This is a genomic window from Paenibacillus glycinis, assembly GCF_009909185.1.
GTDB lineage: Bacteria > Bacillota > Bacilli > Paenibacillales > Paenibacillaceae > Paenibacillus_Z > Paenibacillus_Z glycinis.
In genome coordinates, this window is sequence record NZ_JAAAMV010000023.1 from 189,631 (window position 1) to 211,904 (window position 22,274).

A 22,274-nucleotide genomic window follows, 5' to 3' on the forward strand; every position below is an offset into this window, starting at 1 on the left:
GAGAGAAGAACCAAAATGAAAACGATGACCAACGGAAAATTAGGAATGGTAGGAACGCTGCTGCTGCTGACGATCGTCACAACCGCTTGCGGATCTGGCAATAACGAGAACGGCAGTAACAATGCGGCCAACGCCGCGAACGCAAACGCAACGAATGCAGCCAATGCGGGTAACGGCACGAACGCCGCCGGCGCCACGAACGCGGGGACGACCGATGCCGCTGCGACGGATGCGACCCAAACCGAAACGACCGATGCCCCGGCCGGCGACAAAGGCACGGTAACCGTTTACCTGAACGACTTCGACGATATCGTCAAACCGATGTTCGAGGAACAAACCGGCTACAAGCTGGAGGTCGTCAGCGGCAACGGCGCCGAGATCATGTCCCGCATCGAAGCGGAAAAAGGCAATCCGCACTGGGACGTCGTCTGGATGGATTCCATGCCTTCGATCAACGGATTGGACAAGCAGGGCGAGCTGCTTACCGGCTGGACGCCGGCGAACGCTACCGGCTTGACGGAGTTCTCCAAATCGTTCGTGCCAACCGACGGCTCGTTCTACCCGACCGGCACGCATGCCGCGGGCGTCATCGTTTACAACAAGGACAAAGTCAAAGCCGAAGACGCGCCGAAAACATGGGCCGACTTCACGAATGCAAAATATAAAGGCCAAATCGGCATGGCCGACCCGGCCGTCGCCGCTCCGGCTTACCCGTTCGTCTCGTGGTTCTTCCAAGATCAAGGCATGGACGCGGCCAAAACCTACTTCAGCTCGCTGATGAAGAACGGCCTGCACGTCTATCCGAAGAACCCCAACGTCGTCGAAGCGCTGACCGGCGGCGAAATCACGGTTGCCGCGCTGCAAGAGAGCAACGCCTACGTGATGAAAACCAAGGGCGATCCGATCGAAATCGTCTGGCCGGAAGACGGCGCACCCGGCTCCGTCCGCGTAGCCGCTATCCAAAAGGACACGAAGAACGCGGACGGCGCCAAAGCATTCGTCGACTTCCTGCTTGATCCGAAGACGCAGCAAGCGCTGATCGACAAAGGCGACGAAAGCTACTTCGAACCGTCCGTCGCCGGCGTAACGCCGAAAGCCGATCGCCAGCCGAACGCGAAGCTGGTCGTGGCCAAAGCGGATTGGGCCGCCGATAACGAAGCCGAAATCAAGCAGTGGTTCTCCGACCAGTCGGTGAAGTAATGTTTGCCCGTTCTTCGGACGGCCGTCTCGGATGGCCGATAACCCTGCTGTTGTTCATACTCGTTCTTTGCCCGCTGGGAGCCGTCATCGTTCAGGTGATGCTCCCGGGCATTTTTTTCGGCAACCTGAAACTCGGCGACTGGCGGATCCTGTTCGAGATCGCGCAGCGGCCGCTCTGGCAGAAATCGCTGGAGAACTCGCTCGTTCTCGCAACGGGCACGACGCTCTTCGCAACGGCGCTCGGCGGCGTGCTGGCCATGGTTCGCGCCTCGCGCGCTTTTCCGACGGCGAAGGCGCTCGACGCGGCCGTCTGGGTGCTGCTTATCACGCCATCGTTTATTTTATCGCAGGGCTGGGTCATGTTCGCTTCGCCGAACGGCCTGGCCGCTTCCGTTCTCGGCGTTCATTGGATTAACGCTTTTATCTTCAGTCCGGCGGGCTTGATCGCGGTCATGACGCTCAGCAAGTTTCCGCTCGCCTACCTCAGCGTCCACTCGGCCATGGAATGGAAGGTGGATTCGCTGTCGCAGGCCGCGAGGCTGAACGGCGCTTCGCCCTTCACCGCATGGCGGACGATTCAAGCGCCGCTGCTGCTGCCGGCTTTTCTGGCGGGAGCCGCGCTCGTGTTCATGGATACGATCGGCGACTTCGGCCTGCCGGCTTCGATCTCGGCGGTTTACCGGTTTCCGACCTTGCCTTATTCGATCTACTCGGCGATCTACACGTCCCCGATCCGTTTCGACATGGCCGGCGTGTTGTCGTTCTACCTGGTCATCCTGATCGGCGCCGCGATGGTCCTGCAATTCTACGCCATGCGCCGTTCGCGGTACGACTTCCTGAACGGACGCGCCGAGCGGCTCGTGCCGCAGCCATCCGGCCGGCTCAAGTTCCCGCTGGCGGCAGGCAACCTGATCCTGCTCGCCGTCATCATCGGCATTCCGATCGGCACGAACGTCTGGATGTCCTTCGCGAAGACCGCCGGCGGCGGCATGAAGCCCGCCAACTGGACCTTCGCCAACTATTCGGCCTTGTTCAAAGACGGACAGCTGCTGCTGAAAGGATTGGAACACTCCCTGCTGATCGCCGCCGCCGCCGCCGTGCTGGCGCTGCTCATCGGCCTGGGCGTCGCTTACGTCCTGACGTATTCGGCCTTCCGCTTCAAACGGTTCGTCGAGACGATCTCCATCCTGACGCTCGCGGTGCCCGGCGTCGTGCTCGGCATCGGCTATATCTTCGTGTGGAACCAGCCGTGGCTGGAGAAGGTCGGGCTGCTGCTGTACGGCACGCCGTGGATTCTCGTGCTCGCCTCCGTCGCCGGCGCGATCCCGATCGTCACGCGGATGCTCGTCGGCGCGATGGCGAAGGTGCCCGCGCAGCTGCTGACCGCGGCCCAATTGTACGGCGGTTCCTTCTTCGAGCGGATCCGCGTCATACTCGTGCCGCTCATCCGGGGGGCGCTGCTGTCGGCCGCGCTGGCCGCGTTCGGTTCCGGCGTGTTCGACCTGGCGGTCAATTCGATCCTGTTTCCGCCGAACTTTCTGACCCTGCCGGTATCGATCAACAAAGCGTTCGAGGATCTGAAATTCGGGTACGCCTCGGCCGCGACCGTATTCGGTTCCGTTATCGTCATCCTGATCATTCTCGGATTGGAGCTCCTGCTCCGCCGCAAGGAGGTTAAAGCATGAGTCCGTCAACCGCGAGAGCCGAAGCATCACACACTACCGCGACATCATCCTTAACGACAACCCCGAACGCGCAGCCGTCCGAGACGCCGCTGCTCTCGGCCCGCTTCCTGAGCCGAAGCTACGGCGCGTTCCAAGCCCTGAAAGGCATCTCGTTCGACATGCGTCCGGGGGAAATCATCAGCGTCCTGGGACCGTCCGGCTGCGGAAAGTCGACGCTGCTACAGCTCGTCGCCGGCTTGCTCCAGCCCGACGGCGGGGAGCTGCTGCTGAACGGCGCGCTCATCGGCTCTTCCCGTACGATGCTGCCGCCGGAGAAGCGCAACGTGAACATGGTCTTCCAGGATTACGCCTTGTGGCCGCATCTGTCCGTCTACGATAATATCGCCTACGGATTGCGCCGTAAGCGGATGGCCCGGGGCGACATCGACCGCACGGTCGGCGAGCTGCTCGAGCTGCTCCGCCTCGCCGGCCTGGAGAAACGGCTTCCGCCCGAGCTGTCCGGCGGACAGCAGCAGCGCGTCGCCATCGCCCGCGCGCTCGCCACGCGTCCGCAGCTGCTGCTGCTCGACGAGCCGCTGTCCAATCTCGACATGCGCCTGCGCGTCGAGATGCGGACCGAGATGGCCGAGCTGTTCCGCAAGCTCGGCACGAGCGTCTTCCACGTGACGCACGACCCGGAAGAAGCGTTCTCGATGGCGGACCGCCTGCTGATCATGCGCGCCGGGCAGATCGATCAGATCGGAACGCCCGAGGAATGCTACAACCGGCCCGCCAGCCGCTGGGTCTGTTCCCTGCTGGGCGGCATCAACAGCCTGAAGGGCAAACCGGTCGTCCTGCCGGACGGCGCGACCGGATTGCTGCTCCCGGAAAACGATCGGCCGATCCGCGGCTTGTTCCCGCGCGGAGCAGGCATGCCGGAAGAGCCGCGCGCGGAGCTGATGTTCCGTCCGGAAGACGCCGCGCTGCTGGACCTGGAAGGAACGGATGCGCTCAAATCCCGCCCGAACGGCCTGCCCGTCACCGTTTCGAACAGCATCTTCGAAGGCAAGCACTGGCGCTGCAGAATACAATCGGATTGCGGGCAGAAGATGTACCTGCTGCATGAAGGTCCAGTCGAACCGGGCAGCCGCAAATGGCTGGCCGTGCCGGAAGTCTCCGCCCATATGTACGCCGAGGCGGAATAGAAAGGAAGAAGACGGTAGTGCCCTCTAATTCGATATCTCCCTCACGATTGCTTGCCATCTCCGACATTCACGGCTGCGAGGAGAGCCTGAAACGGCTTCTTGCGGCCGCCGAATACAACCCGTCGCAAGATCGGCTCATCCTGCTCGGCGATTATATCGACGCCGCCCATCCCGGCACCTACGGGACGCTGCGGTATATCCGTTCGCTCGTGCAGCAAGGCGCATGCGCGCTGCTCGGCAACCACGAGCTGAAGCTGCTGCGGCAATTCGACTATTCGCATTTGTCCGAAGAAGAGACGGCGGAATGGAGCGGCTGGATCCGAAGCCTGCCCCGCTACCGGATGGAGGACGGTTACCTGTTCGTCCATGCCGGTATCCGCCCGGGCGTCGGGCTGCTCGGCCAAACCCTTGCGGATTTGACCGAAATCCGGGATGACTTCCTGAACAAGCCGACCGACACGGAATACACAGTCGTATTCGGCCATACGCCCACATTCAAGCTGGGCGCCCCCGGGAAGCTGTGGTTCGGGGAAGGCAAGATCGGCATCGATACCGGCGCCAAGCATGGACATCGCCTGACCTTGTTCGACGTGCACAAGCGGCTCAGCTACTGGTGCAAGACCGATTCGAACCCCAAGGCGGCGGCCGTGAATAAAACCATTTACTGAAAACGATGGATGCAACAGACGTCCTCTACTTAGAACGCACCTCTTCGTATCGTCATCGGCGGAGCCTCCGGGCAGCCGACGGCCATGCCAAGGGGTGTTTTTACGTGACGGGACCGCTCTCCGTCGTCGCCCGCCGCGGGCTCGTCCGCATCCGATATTTGGGAACGATCGTTTTCCCGCGCTTGATTGATTCGCCGTTCTGCATTAGCATGGTTATATAAGAATTCAAGCTTGCCGTTCTTGCGCTCGCCCATTAACCGCCCTGCGAGGCAGTTCCAAAATACATGAGGGAAAGGTTGTCGCGATCATATGCATATTGACCTCTATTCCGATGTCGCTTGTCCATGGTGCCGTATCGGGAAGCAAAACCTGACCCGCGCTTTGCAGCTTTGGGAAGAACGGTGCGGCGAGCCGGTGACCGTCGCCTATCACGCGTACCAATTGGATCCCCATCTGCCGGAGGAGGGCCGCGTGTACGACGAAGCGATGATGCGCAAAATGGGCGGAACGGATCACCTGAAACGCGTCGCGGATCATGTCACGAGCGCCGGCGCCGCCGTCGGGGTGACGTTCCGGTTCGACCGCGTCGCCAAGATGCCGAATACCCGGCTGGCGCACCGCTTCGTCTCGCTGCTGCCCGAGGAGACGAAGGATGCCGCTATCGAAGCGCTGTTCAAGGCGTATTTCGAAGACGGCGTCGACATCACGGAATTGAAGGCCATCCTCGCGATCGCCGAAGGGCTCGGCGCGAACCTGCCCGACCTGCGCGAACGCCTGGAACGGGGCGAAGGCGCCGAGGAGGTCGAGGCCGACCTCAAGCGGGCGCGCCAGATCGGCGTCACCGGCGTGCCGTTCTTCGTGTTCAACAACCGTTACGCGCTGTCCGGCGCCTATCCCGCCGAAGAGCTGCTCGGTCTGATGGGCGGCGCCCGGGTGTAAGGAGCGGGCGGACCGACCCATGGACGGCCGGTTCTCCGGCGCGCCGAACGCGGCATGGTCCAGGATGCAGGATACTGGCGGCGCTGCGCATTTGGCGGCTGAAACGCGCCAAAAAACCGTCCGGTTCGGCGAATGGGCCGAATGCGGACGGTTTTTTGTCGTGGCCCGCGAGATGACCGCGGACCCTGTATTGCGCGCTTATTATTTGGCCGCTTTGGCGGAGTAGACGTTGATGTGGTCGATATGCGCCGTTTTGCCTTTGGCGACCGTGCTCGGACCAACGAATTTCAGCTCGTACGAGGACACGGGATAGACATAGATCTTGTCCGTTCCGTTGAAGCGGACTTCCTTCGGCATGCCGAGCGTCTTGATGACGGACGCGAAGGTCAGCGATTTGATCCCTACCGACTGATCGACCGATTCGCCGAAATTGCGAAGGTCGTAAATGATGCCGGATTTGTTGACGCCGAAGGCGAACGCGCCTTGTCCCATGCCGAAATTATAGCCCTCGTAATGGTTGCCCTTCGAATCGCCGCCCGTATCCGGCTGGCCCCATTTGTAATGGACCGCGGAAATCGGCGTTTTGCCGGCGATCGCGTTCAAGCCGGGGATTTTGCCCTGCTTGGCGAGCGAGTAAATGGTTTTTATATAGGTGCTGCCCGTTTGGGCGCTTAGGCTTGCCGGTACCGGCGCTTGCGCGCTGGTCGCGCTCGCCGCGTGCGCTTGAGGTTGTGCCGCGAATGCGACGGAACCTGCCGTGATCAATCCGGCCAGGGCCAGTTTGCTCCACGTCTTCATTGCTGGATTCATTTTTGCGTTCATGCTATATCTCACCTCTTCGTTGGATTGGCGACCAGTGACGTCGTTGCCTTACACGTTCATATTACCCGCCGCGGAGGCGCATTTCGTTACAAAAGAGTAACGAGAAAGTAACAACAAAGTAACGAATCACTTGCCCCGCAACCCGCGCGAAGGGCCGAACGAACAAAAAAAAACGGCCCGCTTAATGCGCGCCGCCGATGAATTTGAGCCCTGCCGCGCCGATGAAGATCATCCCGATAAACACCAGCTTGCGCTTGTCTCTGGATTCGCCGAACAGCAGCATCCCGAGAATGACGCTGCCGACCGAGCCGATCCCCGTCCAGATGGCGTAAGCCGTGCTGATGGGAATGTCCTGCAGCGCGCGCGATAAACAATAAAAGCTGACGAACCCCGATGCCAGGGCGAGCAGCGTGCCCTTCCAATTCTTGAAGCCGTTCGACAGCTTCATTCCCGTAACGCCTCCGACCTCCCCGAGTCCGGAGAGCAGCAAAAACAACCAGGCCACGGCGCAACCCCCCTCTCATGTCCGTTCGTGCTTAGTCCGCGGTGATTTTCGCGTTGGCCGCTTCGGCTGCATGCTCACCTTCCGCCCTGCCGGAAATCACCTTCAATCCGACGATGCCGCCGACGAGCAGCGCGATGAACAACAGCTTCAGAACGTTCACCGGCTCATCCAGCACCGCGATGCCCACGACGACGGTCCCCACCGTGCCGATTCCCGTGAACGCGGCGTATGCCGTCCCGATCTCGATGCGCTTCATCGCCTTGGCGAAGCAGAAGAAGCTCGCCGCCAGGATCGCGATCGTGAACAAGCTCGGCAGCCACTTGGTAAATCCCTCCGATTCCTGAAGGCCATATGCCCAGACCACCTCCAGTACGCCCGCGATCAGTAAATAGAGCCATGCCATGTCGTCCTCATCCTTTCCTTCCGCCCTGCTCGAGCGCCAGCGCGTCCTGCAGCCAACGCCACAGCAGCGCCTGCCGCCGGCGGTAGAGTTCCGTATCGTACAGCTTGTATTCCACCAGCAGTCCGTCCGTCAGCGCGAAGAACAGCGCGATCAGCCGCTCCGCCTGCTCGTTGTCGAGCGATTCCGTGCCGAGGCATTCATGGAGCAGCTCGGTCATGGGCACGGTAAAGACATCCTCGTACGCGATGAAATCCCGGCGAAGCCGTTCCTCCAGATTCCGCGGCGGCATGAGCATCGTCCGCTTCAGGAACGACTGCCCTTTCGTCAGGCCGTCCAAATCGGTGAAGAACCGGAAGGCGGCGTAAAAACGCGCTATAGGCGGCTGATCCTCCATGCTTCGGAGCAGCAGCGTGAATTTCTCGTGTTCTTCGTGCACGGCGTCCTCCAGCAGCGCGAGAAAGAGCTGCTCCTTGGACTCGAAATGCGCGTAGATCGACGGCGTCTTGATGCCGACGGATTTGGCGATCTCCGACAAGGAGACGCCTTCGTAGCCCGCTTCCGCGAACAGCGCGAGGGCGGTTTGTTTAAGACGGGTAGCGGTCATGCGGAGACACTCCTTCAATTCGTTCGAGTTTTACCTAACGATCGTTAGTTAGCATTTACTAGAGTAACGGTTCTCGCTCCGCGCGTCAAGGGTTTGCTTCAATTCGGGCAATTCGCGCATACGACAAACCGGCTGAAAGGAGATTCATGCATGATTTTCGCATTGGCGCTATTCCTGCTGGCCGGCCTGGCGGAGATCGGCGGCGGCTATCTCGTATGGCTGTGGCTCAAGGACGCGCGGCCGCTCTGGTTCGGGGTCGTCGGCAGCCTCATACTCGTCGCTTACGGCATCATTCCGACCCTTCAAAGCTTCCCGTCGTTCGGACACGTTTATGCCGCCTACGGCGGGGTGTTCATCGTGCTCGCGGTGCTGTGGGGCTGGCTGGTCGATCGGAAAACGCCGGATTTGCACGACTGGATCGGCGCCGCCGTCTGCATCGCCGGCGTATCCATCATGCTGTGGGCGCCACGGCCGGGATGAACGTTGCGGCGCCAAGCCTGCGAGCAGGCGCAATCCGCGGGATGCCATGATCGCCTGCCCCGACCGCGCAACCGACCGTGCGGACAGCGGTTCATCGATTCCCTGTCGCCGAGCGCATCGCTTTGCTCGAACGACCGCTCGCGAACGCGAATCAGACCAAAAAGCCGGGGCGCCTGCCCCGGCTGCTTTCTAATCAAATGCTCCTCGTCAAGGAATCGTCTGCTCTTCGTCGAAGTGCCCCGAACGATTCACTTTCGTCTGCAAGTATTTGCGGTTGAACTCCGAGATGTCGCCCCACAGCGGCACGCGCGCGCCTACGTTCATCCCGGATGCTTTGAGCGCCTCCATCTTCCGGGGGTTGTTCGTGATCAGCGTAACCGGCTTGCCGCGCAGATGCTTCAGCACCGTCAACGTGTCGTCGTAGCTTCGCGCGTCGTCCTTGAAGCCGAGCTCGAGGTTCGCTTCGACCGTGTCGTAGCCCTTTTCCTGAAGGAGGTACGCCATCGCTTTGCTGAACAACCCGATGCCCCGCCCCTCGTGATTCGCGAGATAGAACAGCGCGCCCGCGCCGTGCGCCGCGATCATCTTCATCGACTGATGCAGCTGATAGCCGCAATCGCAACGCTTGCTCCCGAAGATATCGCCGGTATGGCAGATGCTGTGCATACGGATGAGCGCGTCCTCCGCGTTCGCGAAATCGCCGTGGACGAGCACGCTCGACTGCTGCTTCTCCGCGAGATTGGAAGCCGACAGCTGCTCGATCAGAAACTCCGTTCGTTCTTTTTCCTTGCAGCCGCCTTCCTTATGGACGAGATCCTTGCAGGGCAGCCAGCAGTACCATTGAAACTCGACCGTCTCGCCGTCCAAATTGACCGGCAGCTTGATCGGTCCCACCAAGATGATCGTGCCCGACTTCCCCTTGATCGTGTCGATGTTCTGATCGAGCATCGACACGATGCTTTCATCAATGACTGGCATCATGGCGCCTCCTTGACTCTCCGTTTCTCCAGCTTGGTGCCGTTTACGGTAGGTTTCCCCCGGAAATCGAAAATAAGCCGCCCCGCGGGCGGTTGCCTTCGGGACGGCCGTTTGCGGCGGGCAAATCAGTGCGCCGACACCGCTTTCTTGATCATCGCGTTCACGCCGCCGACATCCGGATGGGACGGAATCGCCGCGTCGCTCAGCTTGTAGTTGAGCTTCAGCGTCAGGATGCGCGTCACGCTCTCGTCGATCCGTTTCTCCGAAATATCGCCTTTCCGGACGCTTTGCTTCAACGCCCCGAGCACGGTCTTGGCGTCCTCGTATCCATGCGCCAGCAGGATGATATCGCTGCCTGCCTTGACCGAGGTCATCGCCGCCTGCGCCAACCCGAAGTTCTCGGAGATCGCGCCCATCGTCATGTCGTCGGTGATGACGACGCCTTTGAAGCCCAGCTCGCCGCGCAGCTCGTCCGTGATGATCGTTTTCGACAGGGAGGCCGGCACGTTCTTATCGATCTTGGGGAACAGGATATGCGCGACCATGACCATGTCGACGCCGTCCTTGACCGCCGCCTTGAACGGCACCCACTCGAACGCCCTTAGCTGCGCCAAGCTCTTGTTTACGACCGGCAGCTCCAGATGGGAGTCCACCGACGTATCCCCGTGGCCCGGAAAATGCTTCACGACCGGCACCACGCCCTGATCGCGAATGCTATCCATCGCGGCCAAGCCCATGTCGGTCACCCGCTTCGCGGTCGTGCCGTAGGACCGGTCGCCGATGACCGGGTTCTTCGGATTGCTGTTGATATCGAGCACGGGCGCGAAATCCACGTTGAAGCCCATCAGCTTGCTCGCCGCTCCGAGCGCCGTCCCGATCTGACTGGCATAGGAGACGTCCCCCGTGTCCCCGATGACCCTGCCCGCGGGAATCTTGAGCAGACCGGGCAGCCTGCTGACGCGTCCGCCCTCCTGATCCACCGAGATCAGCAGCGGGGCGGGGTTGTCCGCGTTCCAGGCCTTGAGCTGATTGACGTAAGCGGCGACGCCGGCCGGGGTCGTGACGTTCTCTTTATAGAAGATAAAGCCGCCGATATGCTGCTCCTGAATCATCAGCTTCGCCTGCGCGCTAGCGGTCGTGCCGTCGAGGCCGGCGATGATCATCTCGCCCAGCTTCTCGTCCAGCGTCATCTTCTGCAGCTTCCGCGCGACGAGCTCCGCCGTCGTCGGCGCGGGCGGCACCGCCGGCTCCTGCGGAGCTGACGGCTCGCTGCCGGTATTGCCCGGATCCGCGGGCGGCGGCGATCCGTTATGGCCCGCATTGCCGCCATTGCCCGGCTGATTCGGCGTCTCGCCGGGAGCATTCCCCGCATCGGGGGTCTTGACCGGCGGCGGTGCCGCCGTGCCCGTATTGTCGCCATTTCCGGAAGAGCCGCATCCGCCGGCAAGACCGACCGAAAGCACCAGCAGGGCAAGCCATAATTTTCTCATTTCAACCACGCTCGTTTCATCGATGTCTTCTTAGTCTTACCCTTTCCGACGAAAGAAGACCCCGCAATTGTTGCACTCGACCGGCCGCTCGAGGTGGCGTTCATGGTCCGGAGACCGTGCCGAGGAAGGAGAAACGCAGAAAAGCCGCCCGCCCGTTTCCGGGCGAAGACGGCGAATTGCGCGCTCCGATCAAATCGTCCACAAGCTCCAGTCGCTGCGCCGCTTGCCGATCGATTCGATCCAGCGCAGCGAGACATCGAACAGCTCGTCGCGGGAGGCTTTGCTGGAGAAGGTATGGTCCCCTTGCAAAATGACCTCCTTGTCGCAGTTGCCCTCCTTGCGCAGCCAAAACATTTTCTGGTACAGGAAGCAATAGTCGACCGGGATGACCGTATCGGCCGTGCCGTGCACGATCAGAACGTCGCCGCCGTAGCCGCCCAGCTCGGTGAGCGGTTGGAACTGCGCCAGCGAATCGGTGAACCGCTTCGTGAACAGATAATGCATGTAGTCCGTCTTGCCGACGGTGTCGATCTCCTCGATCGCCTTCATGCCGACGATGTTGCGGATATCCATGTACGGATGCGCCACCGGCGCCCACAGCACGAGGGATTTGACGCGCGCATCCCGCGCCGCCGTGAGTACCGCGACCGCGCCGCCCAGGCTGTGCCCCAGGAGCACGAGCCGCTCCGAATCCACCAGGTCGAGACCGGAGGCATAGTCGATGACCGTCCGCGTCTGGGCGATAAGCTCATCCAAGCCGCCGCTGCCGTAGTCGCCGGTGCTCTCGCCGCAGCCGCCGTAATCGAAGCGAAGCACGAGATGCCCGCTGCGCGTCAGCTGCTCGGCGGCTTCCACGAACAGGCGGTCCGTTCCCATCCGGTTGCCGATGAAGCCATGGCAAATAATGACGATCGGATATTTGTTCCCGCATCTTGCGCCTTCCTGCACGACCGGATACTGCAGCACGCCGGCCAATTCTATATCGCCGCTCTTGATCGTTATGGGATGATTCATTATCGGCACCACCTTATTCCTATAATTCCTACCTACTTTGTTGGGATTAACAATACCATGGAAAACGCCGACCGTCAATCGCCATTTCCCCCGGGAATCGGCCAACGGCACGACATGCAAAACGCCTATTGCGACGGTCGCGCAAACGACCGCCCGCTCGCGGAAGGTACGCCCCGCTACGCCCCGATATGCTTCAGCGCCTCGCGCACGCTAAGCGGCGAAAGCTCGTGCTCGCGTACGAACGCCCGCACGGCTTCGGGATCGGTTTTGCCGTATTCCCGCAGCGCCCAGCCGATCGCCTTGCGCATGAAGAAATCGCCTTCGCGCGCCGTCCGCGTAATGAGCGCGAACAATAGCGCCGCATCCGTGCGCTCCTTGTAGCCGAGCTGAAACAGAATCGCGCTGCGCCGCAGCCACAGGTTGTCCGACGCGATCCATTTCTCCGGGAACGCCGGCACGAGCTCCGGATGCTTCGCGAAGAGCGTTCCGGCGAGATGGCTCGCGATCATGTCGACGGTGTCCCACCAGGCCTGCGTCGTGATGAGAAATTCCAGCAGCTCCGTCTGCTCCGCGCGCAGGTCCTTTTTGCGTTTCTCCAGCAGCATCAACGCCGTATACGGAAATTCGCGTTCCGGCAGCAGCCATAATCGTCGTACCGCGGTTTCAAGCTCCGCCCCGGCAGGCACGCCGCGCTCCTTCATGTACTGCTTGACGAGCGCCGTACGCTCCGGATTGCGAATGCCGAGAAACGAAAACTGATTGCGCATGTAAGCTTCCATCGAAGCCGCCTGCTCCGCGTTCGCATGGCTCCGCAGCAATTCCTCGAGCCCGTCCGCGTAGGCTATCCCGTTCCCCGTATGTATGGCCGTCATCCGGTCCGCCCCCTCTTAGCCTGATTATACAAGATAATTCGGCTCCAACCAAAACGCGACGCTTCGGAAATCGGGATGCTTCGCCAAGCACGTTCCCGCCCCCAGTCCTCTCGCCGACGCAGCAACAAAAAAGCCCCTTCTCTCGAAGGGGCCCGCTATTCCCGATGACGTCCAATCCCGCTGATTCGCCTCGCGCAGACGCGATCCGACCGCTCGCTCAAGCGACGTAATTGCCGTCCGCGGCGCCGAAGAACTTGCACATCGCCACCACCATGCTGCCCATCCGCTCCTCCTCCGGAAATAACACCTGCGCCACGCCCTCTTCACGGAGCGCCTCGGCCGACACCTTGCCGACGGCAGCCGCCAGCACGCTGCCCGCGAAGGCCGCCCGCAGCGCCTCCAGCTTGCCGCGCGCCGCCGCGCAGCCCATCACGCAGCGGACCTGCGCCGTGCTCGTGAAGGCGACGGCGTCCACTTGGCCGCCGATAATCTCGTCGATCAACCGATCGACGACATCGCCTTCCGGCGGGAGGTGGCGGTACGGCAGCAGCTCCTCGCAGACGGCTCCGCGGGCGGATAGCTCGCCGGTCATCCGCGGCGCGGGATCGCCGTACAACTGAAGCGCGACCCGCATGCCGGTCAAGTCGCTCTGCCCCATGACCCGAAGCAGGCCGGCCGTCGTGCCGTCGTCGTCGCGCGCATCCGGCGCGAGGCCGAACCGGCGCAGCGCGTTCACGGTCTTGTAGCCGCGGGCCGCGATCCGCATCCGGCCGAGCGCGGCGAGAAACGGCATCAGCAGCCCGAGCCGGTCCGCCGCGTCCAGCAAGGCCTCCGTGCCCGTGCCGGTCGTCAGGACGAGCCAGTCCGCCGGGTCGGCGATCAAGCCGCGCAGCTGCTCCTCGATCCGGGCGTCGTCGAGGAAGACTTCGCCCTGCGCCGGCCGAAGCAGCGTCGTCCCGCCGAATTTGGCCACCATTCTATTGAAGTCGTCCGCCTTGCGCGCTCCCGTCACCGCTATCGTTTTCCCTTCCAATCGCGCCATTTCCGCCGCCTCCCGCCTCGTAATCGCCGTTGTCCGGCCGTATGCCCGAATTCCCTCGCCGCCCGATTGCCGTTGCCTTCTCAGGATACCTTCGCTTCGACCTCGTCCTTCAGGAACAGGATCACGTTGCCGGCTTCGTCCACCTCGACCGGATACGCGTCGACGCAGCCTTCGTCCGGCGCCTGCACGCGTCCGTCGTGCAGATCGATCTTCCAATCATGCAGGGGACAATAGACATGATGGTCGCACACGATCCCTTCGGAAAGCCTGCCCTGCTTGTGCGGGCAGCGGTTCTCGACCGCCTTGACCGTGCCGTCCGACAGCCTGAACATCGCCAGCTCCAGCGTCCCCGCCCGGAACACCCGTCCCGAACGCGCCGGAAATTCGGAAATATGCCCTACCACCACTCGGTTCATCGCGCTTCCGCTCCTTCGCCCAGCCGCCGACCGGCGACGGCTCTCCATGATCGGACGGCGTGCGCATTTCCGCGCCCGTCGCCGCTTGCCGCTATCATCTCCCACGCGCCTCGCCGCTTGCCCATATCGTTCTCCGCCTGCTTCGCGGCTTCCGTTTACTTCCCGTCGGCGGCCTGCGCGCCGACCGTCGCCGTCATGACGCCGAACGCGCCGCGAAGGTCGTCGTTCTCGATGATCTGCTTCCACGGATCCTGCGTCAGCTCCAGCGCCTTGTCGATGCGGGCGTTAAGCGCGTCGCGGTCTTCCGGCTTCTCGAGCGCCCGCTTGATCGTTTCCAGCCCGACGCGCAAGGACCACTCGCTCGTACGCTCCATATAGTTCGCCGTCTCGCGGTAATATTGCAGATAAGCGCCGGTCCAAGCGAGCACTTCCTCCTCGGTCTTGACCTTCGTCAGCAGATCCGCCGCGCGGACGCGGGTGCCGCCGTTGCCGGCCGCGTAGAGCTCCCAACCGCCGTCGATCGCGACGACGCCGAGGTCCTTGATCGTCGCCTCCGCGCAGTTGCGCGGGCAGCCGGATACGGCGAGCTTCACTTTATGCGGCGTGTTCAGCCGTTCGAATTTCTTCTCCAGATCCACGCCCATCTTGATGGCGTCCTGGGTGCCGAAGCGGCAAAACGTGTTGCCGACGCAGGTCTTGACCGTCCGCAGCGACTTGCCGTAGGCGTACCCGGACGGCATGTCGAGGTCCTTCCACATGCCGGGCAGGTCTTCTTTCTTGACGCCGAGCAGATCGATCCGCTGGCCGCCGGTGAATTTGACGAGCGGCACTCGGTACTTCTCCGCGACCGTCGCGATCTTCATCAGATCCTCCGGCGTCGTCACGCCCCCGTAGATGCGCGGAACGACGGAGTACGTGCCGTCCTTCTGAATGTTGGCGTGGTTGCGCTCGTTGACGAAGCGCGATTCCCGTTCGTCCTCGTGCTCCTCCGGGAACGCCATGCCCAGGTAATAGTTGAGCGCCGGGCGGCATTTGGAACAGCCCTCCGTATTGCGCCATGCCAGCACGTGCATGACTTCTTTCGACGTCGTCAGGTGCATCTGCCGTATGGCGCCGACGACCTCGTCCCGGGACAGCGGCGTGCAGCCGCAGATGCCTTCCTTTACCGCCGCCACCCGATCGGCGCCGAGCGTCGCCGACAGAACCGCTTCCACGAGCGGCTTGCAGCCGCCGCAGCCGGCGGAAGCCTTCGTGCAGGCCTTCAGCTCGGGCAAGCTGGCGCAGCCTTTCTCCGCAATGGCTCCGACCAGCGTATCCTTGGTCACGCCGTTGCAGCCGCAGACGATCTCGTCGCCGCTCATCGCCGCGACCAGGTCGGTCGCACTCTCCGCTTTGCCTCCCGCACCGGACGGTCCGAACAAAACTTCCTTCTCGATGCCCGTGTAATCCTTCCCGCCCCGGATGGCCGAGAACAGCTTCGAGCTGTCGCCCGTATCGCCGAAGAGCACCGCGCCGACGACTTTGCCGTTCTCGAACACGACCTTCTTATAGATGCCGTCCAGGTCGTCCTGGACGCGGAGCGCCTTCGTGCCGGGTTCGTCCGCGAAACGTCCCGCCGAGAAGACATGGACGCCGGAGACCTTCAGCTTCGTCGAGACGACCGAGCCCTGGTAGCCGTCGCCGTCCGCGCCGGCCAGCTTCCTCGCCAGCACCGCGCCTTGCTCGTAAAGCGGCGCCACGAGGCCGTACGAGACGCCGCGATGCTCCGCGCATTCCCCCACGGCGTGGATGTTCGGGAGGCTCGCGGCCATATAATCGTCCACCACGATGCCGTCGTTCACGACGAGGCCGCTGTTCTTCGCCAGCCGCGCGTTCGGCCGGATGCCGACCGCCATGACGATCAGATCGGCCGCCTCATGGGAGCCGTCCTTGAACGTCAGTCCCGTGACGCGCTCTTCGCCCGTAATGAAGTCGGACTGCTTGCCCAGCAGAAACTTCATCCCTTGGCGCTCCAGCTCCGCCTGCAGCATGCGCGAGGCCGTCTCGTCCAGCTGCCGGTTCATCAAATACGGGCTGTTGTGGACGACGCCGACCTCCATGCCGAGATTGATCAGGCCGCGGGCGGCTTCGAGGCCGAGCAGGCCGCCGCCGATGACGACCGCCTTCCGGTACCGTTCGGCCGTCTCGATCATCGTCTCGCAGTCCTTGATGTCGCGGAACGCGATGACGCCTTCCTTGTCGGCGCCGGGCAGCGGCAGCATGAAGGGCAGCGAGCCCGTCGCGAACACCAGCTCGTCGTAAGGCAGCGTCTCTCCGCCATTCGTGGAGACGGTCCGCGCCGCCGCGTCCACCGCTACCGCTTCTTGCCCGGCGAGCAGCGCAATGCCGTTGTCGCGGTACCAGTCCCAATCGTTCAAAATGATATCTTTCATGCCGGCCTCTCCCGCGAGAACGGACGAGAGCATGATGCGGTTATAGTTCGGATGCGGCTCGGCTCCGATAATGGACACGTCGTACCGGCCAGGGTTAAGCTTCAACAGCTGTTCGACGAACGATACGCCGGCCATGCCGTTGCCGATCATGACGAGCTTCCTTTTCATGGCGATCTCTCCTCTTGGAAAAAGTGATGACGCGTCCCGGAAACCATAAAAAGCCCATCCCCGCGTCAACGATAAGCTGACGCGGAGATAGGCACCATTGCCGGATCGAATGGGCACGCCGTTGTGCCGCAGGATCGAATATTATGACTCGATTATAGATCGCTCTAAGATATATGTCAACTATATTGACATCAGTTGCGGTATTGCTTCATAATACAGCGAGAAGGTTCGCAAACACGCGCCATAATGAAACGACTATATGTCATATTCCATTACATCCTTGCCTCTGCAAACGTGAAATGAACGCCCAAGCCCAGCCAAGCGAGGTGATGATCGTTGAAAGCCATTCTTTTGCTTGAACAAGGAAAGTCCTCGGATGCCGCGCGCAGCCTGCGGCAGTGCTGCGAATCGCTGCACCGGGCGGAGCGCGCGGAAGAAGCCAAGCGTCTCGTCGGGAGCGTCGACGCGGTCGTGCTGCACGCGCCGGCCGATGCGATGCAGGAGTGGCAGTCCGCGATAGCCGGCATGCGCCGGCTTCCGACGCTGTGGCTCTGCCCGGATGCCGCGGTGCCGAAGGAGCCCGATTGGGGCTTCGCGTTGGACGGCATCCTCTTCGGTTCCATGAACGCCCTGGAGATGGACGTGGCGCTGAAATGGGGGCAGCGCGCGTTCCAACAACGCAAACGCTGGGCGGAGGAGCGCGAGCAGCTGTTGCAGCGGCTCGAAGAGCGCAAATGGATCGATCAGGCGAAGGCGGTGCTGTGCGAGATCAAAGGGATCACCGAAGCGGAAGCGTATGACTTCCTGCGCAAGCAGGCGATGAACGAACGCAAGCGGATCGGGGATGTATCGGCCTCCATCGTGAAAGTCTACCAGCTCATCCACGGTTGAACGCGATTCGAACGGCCGGCAAAATTTTCTTCGGCTATCCGCGTCAGGAATATTGACATCAGAATTCCCTTCCCCCTATAATGCAAACTAAGATCACAAAGTCGTGTATCGAACGATGAACCGGTCCGCACACCGACGTGCGGCCGATGGCGACGAGGCCGTATTGCAGTCCATGGACTGCGGTGCGGCCTTTTATTGCGTAATGCCCTTAGGAGCAGCGGCCGTCCGGGCACGCGAGCTTGCGAAAGTCCCGATTTGCCAGCCTGCGGATCCCGGCTTGCCGCCAGCAAGAACAGCGAGAAAAACAGAACGAGAGAGAGAAGAGCGATCCCAACCATGGAGAGGAGTTTTTCATTATGATGGACCGTAAAAGTTTTCTGAAGAGCGGGCACGGCCCCTCGCTGCTGAGCGCATTCCTGTATTTCGATCTGAGCTTCATGGTATGGTCCCTGCTCGGCCCGCTGGCCGTGGTCATCATGGCCGATTATCCGATGGACGCCGCGCAAAAAGCCAATCTGGTCGCCCTGCCCGTCCTGGGCGGCTCCGTGCTTCGGCTCGTGCTCGGCTATCTGACGGACGTGATCGGCCCGAAACGCACCGGGCAGATCGGACTGATCCTGACGATGGTGCCCCTCATCTGGGGCTGGAAATTCGTCGACTCGCTGAACGAGCTGTATATCGTCGCGCTGATGCTGGGTATCGCCGGCGCTTCCTTCGCCGCCGCCCTGCCGCTTGCCAGCCGCTGGTATCCGCCGAAATACCAAGGCCTCGCCATGGGGATCGCGGGAGCCGGCAACAGCGGCACCGTGTTCTCGACGCTGTTCGCGAACCGGATCGCCCAGCATTTCGGCACCTGGCATGTCGTGTTCGGCTTGGCGCTCATCCCGATCGCGCTCGTCTTCGTCGCCTTCACCGTCCTCGCGAAGGACAGCCCGAACCAACCCGCGCCGCGCAAGCTCTCCGATTACGGCTCCGTGCTGAAGCAGCGCGACACGTGGATGTTCTGCATCTTCTACGGCGTCACGTTCGGCGGCTTCGTCGGCATGTCCAACTACCTCACCATCTTCTTCAATACGCAATACGGCCTCAGCCCCGTACGGGCGGCCGATTTCACCACCCTCTGCGTCATCGCCGGCAGCTTCTTCCGTCCCGTGGGCGGCTGGCTGGCCGACCGGATCGGCGGCATCCGCATGCTCATGCTGCTGTACGGCATCGTCGCCGTCATGATGGCGTGCATCTCGTCGCTCCCCGCGCTGCCGGTCATGCTCGTCCTCCTGTTCGTCGGCATGATGGCGCTCGGCATGGGCAACGGCTCCGTATTCCAGCTCGTCCCGCTCCGCTTCCGGAACGAGATCGGCATCGTCACGGGCATCGTCGGCGCCGCGGGCGGACTCGGCGGCTACTTCCTGCCGAAGGTCCTCGGCAACCTGAAGCAGTCCACCGGCTCGTACATGCCCGGCTTCCTGATCATCAGCGGCGTGGCGGCGGTCTGCGTCGCGCTGATCTTCCTGATCCAAGGCTCGTGGAAACGGTCCTGGATCGGCAGCGGCGGCAAAGCCCGCGTCGACGCTCCCGTGCAGGGAACCATCGCTTCGTAAACGCCTGCCGGAACTGCCGGCGCGATGGCTCCGTCTGCCCCGGGCGGGAGCTTCGACCCGCATAAACATGCAAAGCCCCTGATCCTTGAAGCCATGCGCTTCGGAACAGGGGCTTTCTTGGCTAAAACGGATTGCTATTCGGCCAATCATCCGGCAAACGCCACTCGCCGTTCACTGCCGCAGGCCATCATAGTCCCCGCGCAAACGCAGGAACCGTTCGTAGAGCTCCGGCGTGTTCAAGTTGACGAACGCCTCTTCTTCGTCCGGCTCAGCGCTAAGCTCGATCGACCGCAGCGCGCCGAGCAGCGGCATGACGCGCAGGTCGTGCTGCCGCAAGCGCCGCTCCAGCTCCTCGCGCGCGCTCGTATGGTAGAGCGCATGGAAGGGCTGGCCCGCCGTGCGGATTAGCTGCGGCAAACGGGCCGAGTCCGGGGACGAAGCCGGGGATTCACCGGCATCTGTACGGCTGGCGCCGCCGTTATCCGATCGGCCCGCGGCCTCGTCGAATCTTCCCCCTTCTCCGGCTGCCCGCAGCATCCGCGCGTACAACGACGCCGAGATCGCCGGCATGTCGCAGGCCATCGCGAATGCGTAGCCGGGCTCCGGCATCGCGCCGAGCGCGGCATGAAGCCCCGCAAGCGGACCGCTGCCGGGGAAGCGGTCGACCGCAAACGCGAGATCGCCCGGCAGCTCCCGCAGCCGCGCGCGATACTCCGCTCCCCGCGCTTCCGTGCCGCAAGCGACAATGACGCGCGTCATTCCCAGCGCCAGCATCCGCTCCGCCAAGCGCCGCAGAAGCGGCTTGCCGTCCACCGGCAGCAGCGCTTTGTTCCGTCCCATGCGCGCGCTCCGTCCGCCTGCCAGGATGATACCGGACTGTCCGGCCGCCAGCTTGCGCTCGTCTTCCATTCGTTCGCCCTCCTTCCGTCCGATTCGCTCGTCCAAGCTGTTTCTTCCAGTATAGAGGCCGGTGAAAGGATTGTGAAGGAAGCCTGTCCGCAGCCGCGCGCCGGCGGCGAAAATCGGATGCGGCCATACAAAAAAGACCGCCCCGGCAAGGGACGGCCTCCTTAACATCAAGCCTTCGGATCGAACGAGCTCTTCAGCGAGACGACGCGGTTGAATACGACGAGTTCCGGACTCGTATGCTTCGGATCGACGTTGAAGTAGCCGTGGCGGAAGAACTGGAATTTGTCCTGCCCCTTCGCTTCCTTCATGTTCGGCTCGACGAAGCCTTGCAGCGTCGTCAGCGATTCCGGGTTGATGCGATCGAGGAACTCCTTGTCGGAATCGCCTTCCTCGTCCAGCAGCAGCGGCTCGAACAGGCGGAATTCCGCCGGAACGGCCTGCGACGCGTCCACCCAGTGGATCGTGCCCTTGACCTTGCGGCCGGTGAAGCCGGAACCGCTCTTCGTCTCGGGATCGTAGGTGCAGCGAAGCTCGACGACATTGCCGTTCGCGTCCTTGACGACCTCTTCGCACTTGATGAAGTACGCGTTCTTCAGGCGCACCTCGTTGCCCGGGAACAAGCGGAAGTACTTGCTCGGCGGGTTCTCCATGAAGTCGTCCTGCTCGATGTAGATCTCGCGCGAGAACGGGATTTGGCGGATGCCCATCGCTTCGTTCTCGGCATTGTTCTCGGCGTCCAGCAGCTCCGATTGCCCTTCCGGGTAATTGGTGATGACGACCTTCAGCGGCTGCAGCACGGCCATCGTCCGCGGCGCCTTCAGCTTCAAGTCCTCGCGGATGAAAAATTCCAGCATGCGTTCGTCCACCACGCTGTAGGCGCGGGACACGCCGATCTCGCGGCAGAAGGCGCGGAGCGCTTCCGGCGTGAAGCCTTTGCGGCGCAGGCCGCTGATCGTCGGCATGCGCGGATCGTCCCAGCTCTCGACTACACCCTTATCGACCAGCATTTTCAGGTACCGCTTGCTCATGATCGTATTCGTCACGTTCAGGCGGGCAAACTCGTATTGATGCGGCTTGTCCGCCATCTCGCACTCTTCGATGACCCAGTCGTAGAGCGGACGGTGGTCTTCGAATTCCAGCGTGCAGATGGAATGCGTCACGCCTTCGATGGCGTCGCCGATCGGATGCGCGTAATCGTACATCGGATAGATGCACCACGCATTCCCGGTCCGGTGATGATGGGCATGGGCGATGCGGTACAGCGCCGGGTCGCGCAGGTTGATGTTCGGCGACGCCATGTCGATCTTGGCGCGAAGGACGCGCTCGCCGTCCTTGAATTCGCCGGCGCGCATGCGGGCGAACAGGTCCAGGTTCTCCTCGACGCCGCGGTCGCGGTGAGGGCTGTTCTGGCCGGGCTGCGTCAGGGTACCGCGCATTTCGCGCATTTGCTCGGCGGACAAGTCGTCGACGTAAGCCTTGCCCTTCTGGATGAGCAGCACGGCGCGCTGATACATTTCTTCGAAATAATCGGAGGCGAACCGCAGGTCGTCCCACTCGAACCCGAGCCAACGGACGTCCTCCTGGATCGCTTCCACGTACTCGGTATCTTCTTTCACGGGATTCGTGTCGTCGAAGCGCAAATTAGTTTTGCCCTTGAATTCGTCGGCCAGCTCGAAATTAAGCGTGATCGACTTCGCGTGCCCGATGTGCAGGTAGCCGTTCGGCTCCGGCGGAAAACGGGTGACGATCTCGGCGACCTTGCCCGACTGCAGGTCGTCGCTCACGATGTTCTTGATAAAGTTAGAGGATGATGCCTTATTCTCCATAACGACCAACCTTTCCCACCTGAAATTCTTATCCTACTATTGTACACAATTTCGGACGCCTTTATAAATAGCAATCTTGCGCGATGCTAGAATAAATCGCCATCTTGACATCCGCCGCTCAAAATATATACTTAGGTTAGCTAATAAA

23 protein-coding genes are annotated in these 22,274 nt (G+C 62.0%); 9 read left to right on the plus strand and 14 right to left on the minus strand.

What is annotated here, in order from left to right; genetic code table 11:
- The first annotated feature begins 15 nt into the window (after positions 1-15).
- From GT019_RS23295 to GT019_RS23310, 4 genes are read left to right on the plus strand one after another with little or no spacing between them, the layout of a single operon-like run.
- Positions 16-1,200, plus strand: a complete 1,185-nt coding sequence (locus tag GT019_RS23295; RefSeq protein WP_235949065.1) for an ABC transporter substrate-binding protein — start codon at positions 16-18, stop codon at positions 1,198-1,200.
- Entirely contained in the window at positions 1,200-2,885 is a 1,686-nt protein-coding gene (locus GT019_RS23300) for an ABC transporter permease (RefSeq protein WP_161745825.1), read from the plus strand. Before GT019_RS23295 ends, GT019_RS23300 begins: the two co-directional genes overlap by 1 nt.
- On the plus strand, positions 2,882-4,069 hold the full coding sequence (locus GT019_RS23305) for an ABC transporter ATP-binding protein (RefSeq protein WP_161745826.1): 1,188 nt from the start codon (positions 2,882-2,884) through the stop codon (positions 4,067-4,069). Before GT019_RS23300 ends, GT019_RS23305 begins: the two co-directional genes overlap by 4 nt.
- Before the next feature lie 17 nt (positions 4,070-4,086).
- The gene (locus tag GT019_RS23310) at positions 4,087-4,737 is read left to right on the plus strand and encodes a metallophosphoesterase (RefSeq protein ID WP_161745827.1); all 651 of its coding nucleotides are present in this window, start codon (positions 4,087-4,089) and stop codon (positions 4,735-4,737) included.
- 29 nt (positions 4,738-4,766) lie between these two features.
- On the opposite strand, the gene GT019_RS23315 is transcribed toward GT019_RS23310, so the two are convergent.
- A complete protein-coding gene (locus GT019_RS23315; protein WP_161745828.1) occupies positions 4,767-4,991 on the minus strand; it encodes a hypothetical protein in 225 nt (74 codons plus the stop codon).
- Between the two features lie 55 nt (positions 4,992-5,046).
- Between GT019_RS23315 and GT019_RS23320 the strand changes: the two genes are divergently transcribed.
- Positions 5,047-5,676: a DsbA family oxidoreductase gene (locus GT019_RS23320; protein WP_161745829.1), complete on the plus strand. Its 630-nt coding sequence runs from the start codon at positions 5,047-5,049 to the stop codon at positions 5,674-5,676.
- Between the two features lie 19 nt (positions 5,677-5,695).
- A complete protein-coding gene (locus tag GT019_RS23325; protein WP_161745830.1) occupies positions 5,696-5,902 on the plus strand; it encodes a hypothetical protein in 207 nt (68 codons plus the stop codon).
- Here the strand turns inward: GT019_RS23325 and GT019_RS23330 are convergent.
- From GT019_RS23330 to GT019_RS23345, 4 genes are all read right to left on the minus strand, one after another.
- The gene (locus GT019_RS23330) at positions 5,878-6,498 is read right to left on the minus strand and encodes a YjgB family protein (protein WP_161745831.1); all 621 of its coding nucleotides are present in this window, start codon (positions 6,496-6,498) and stop codon (positions 5,878-5,880) included. The two genes, GT019_RS23325 and GT019_RS23330, sit on opposite strands and share 25 nt — an antisense overlap.
- A 181-nt stretch (positions 6,499-6,679) precedes the next feature.
- A complete protein-coding gene (locus tag GT019_RS23335; RefSeq protein ID WP_161745832.1) occupies positions 6,680-7,003 on the minus strand; it encodes a DMT family transporter in 324 nt (107 codons plus the stop codon).
- Between the two features lie 31 nt (positions 7,004-7,034).
- Entirely contained in the window at positions 7,035-7,406 is a 372-nt protein-coding gene (locus GT019_RS23340) for a DMT family transporter (RefSeq protein ID WP_161745833.1), read from the minus strand.
- Between the two features lie 7 nt (positions 7,407-7,413).
- Positions 7,414-8,010: a TetR/AcrR family transcriptional regulator gene (locus GT019_RS23345; RefSeq protein ID WP_161745834.1), complete on the minus strand. Its 597-nt coding sequence runs from the start codon at positions 8,008-8,010 to the stop codon at positions 7,414-7,416.
- A gap of 150 nt (positions 8,011-8,160) precedes the next feature.
- Here GT019_RS23345 and GT019_RS23350 point away from each other — a divergent pair, with 150 nt between their 5' ends.
- A complete protein-coding gene (locus tag GT019_RS23350; RefSeq protein WP_161745835.1) occupies positions 8,161-8,490 on the plus strand; it encodes a YnfA family protein in 330 nt (109 codons plus the stop codon).
- A gap of 207 nt (positions 8,491-8,697) precedes the next feature.
- Here the strand turns inward: GT019_RS23350 and GT019_RS23355 are convergent, their stop codons facing one another.
- The 7 genes from GT019_RS23355 to nirB form a co-directional block, all read right to left on the minus strand.
- A complete protein-coding gene (locus GT019_RS23355; protein WP_407945098.1) occupies positions 8,698-9,438 on the minus strand; it encodes a GTP cyclohydrolase II in 741 nt (246 codons plus the stop codon).
- 155 nt (positions 9,439-9,593) lie between these two features.
- A complete protein-coding gene (gene nagZ / locus GT019_RS23360; RefSeq protein WP_161745837.1) occupies positions 9,594-10,958 on the minus strand; it encodes a beta-N-acetylhexosaminidase in 1,365 nt (454 codons plus the stop codon).
- Between the two features lie 189 nt (positions 10,959-11,147).
- Positions 11,148-11,972, minus strand: coding sequence for an alpha/beta hydrolase family protein (locus GT019_RS23365; RefSeq protein ID WP_161745838.1), 825 nt, complete (start codon positions 11,970-11,972; stop codon positions 11,148-11,150).
- 176 nt (positions 11,973-12,148) lie between these two features.
- Positions 12,149-12,844, minus strand: coding sequence for a DNA alkylation repair protein (locus GT019_RS23370; protein ID WP_161745839.1), 696 nt, complete (start codon positions 12,842-12,844; stop codon positions 12,149-12,151).
- A gap of 217 nt (positions 12,845-13,061) precedes the next feature.
- Positions 13,062-13,886: a uroporphyrinogen-III synthase gene (locus GT019_RS23375; protein WP_161745840.1), complete on the minus strand. Its 825-nt coding sequence runs from the start codon at positions 13,884-13,886 to the stop codon at positions 13,062-13,064.
- Between the two features lie 80 nt (positions 13,887-13,966).
- Complete coding sequence (gene nirD / locus GT019_RS23380) at positions 13,967-14,302, minus strand: nitrite reductase small subunit NirD (protein ID WP_161745841.1); 336 nt, start codon at positions 14,300-14,302, stop codon at positions 13,967-13,969.
- A gap of 155 nt (positions 14,303-14,457) precedes the next feature.
- Complete coding sequence (nirB, locus tag GT019_RS23385) at positions 14,458-16,902, minus strand: nitrite reductase large subunit NirB (protein WP_161745842.1); 2,445 nt, start codon at positions 16,900-16,902, stop codon at positions 14,458-14,460.
- 336 nt (positions 16,903-17,238) lie between these two features.
- On the opposite strand from nirB, the gene GT019_RS23390 reads away from it, so the two are divergent.
- Together GT019_RS23390 and GT019_RS23395 are read left to right on the plus strand one after the other, a co-directional pair.
- A complete protein-coding gene (locus GT019_RS23390) occupies positions 17,239-17,793 on the plus strand; it encodes an ANTAR domain-containing response regulator (RefSeq protein WP_161745843.1) in 555 nt (184 codons plus the stop codon).
- Between the two features lie 359 nt (positions 17,794-18,152).
- Entirely contained in the window at positions 18,153-19,391 is a 1,239-nt protein-coding gene (locus tag GT019_RS23395) for a nitrate/nitrite transporter (protein ID WP_161745870.1), read from the plus strand.
- 171 nt (positions 19,392-19,562) lie between these two features.
- Here the strand turns inward: GT019_RS23395 and mobA are convergent, their stop codons facing one another.
- Both mobA and GT019_RS23405 read right to left on the minus strand, forming a co-directional pair.
- On the minus strand, positions 19,563-20,300 hold the full coding sequence (gene mobA / locus GT019_RS23400; protein ID WP_161745844.1) for a molybdenum cofactor guanylyltransferase: 738 nt from the start codon (positions 20,298-20,300) through the stop codon (positions 19,563-19,565).
- Between the two features lie 167 nt (positions 20,301-20,467).
- Positions 20,468-22,126 carry a glutamine--tRNA ligase/YqeY domain fusion protein gene (locus tag GT019_RS23405; RefSeq protein ID WP_161745845.1) on the minus strand — a complete coding sequence of 553 codons (1,659 nt, stop codon included), beginning with the start codon at positions 22,124-22,126 and terminating at the stop codon, positions 20,468-20,470.
- Positions 22,127-22,274: the final 148 nt, after the last annotated feature.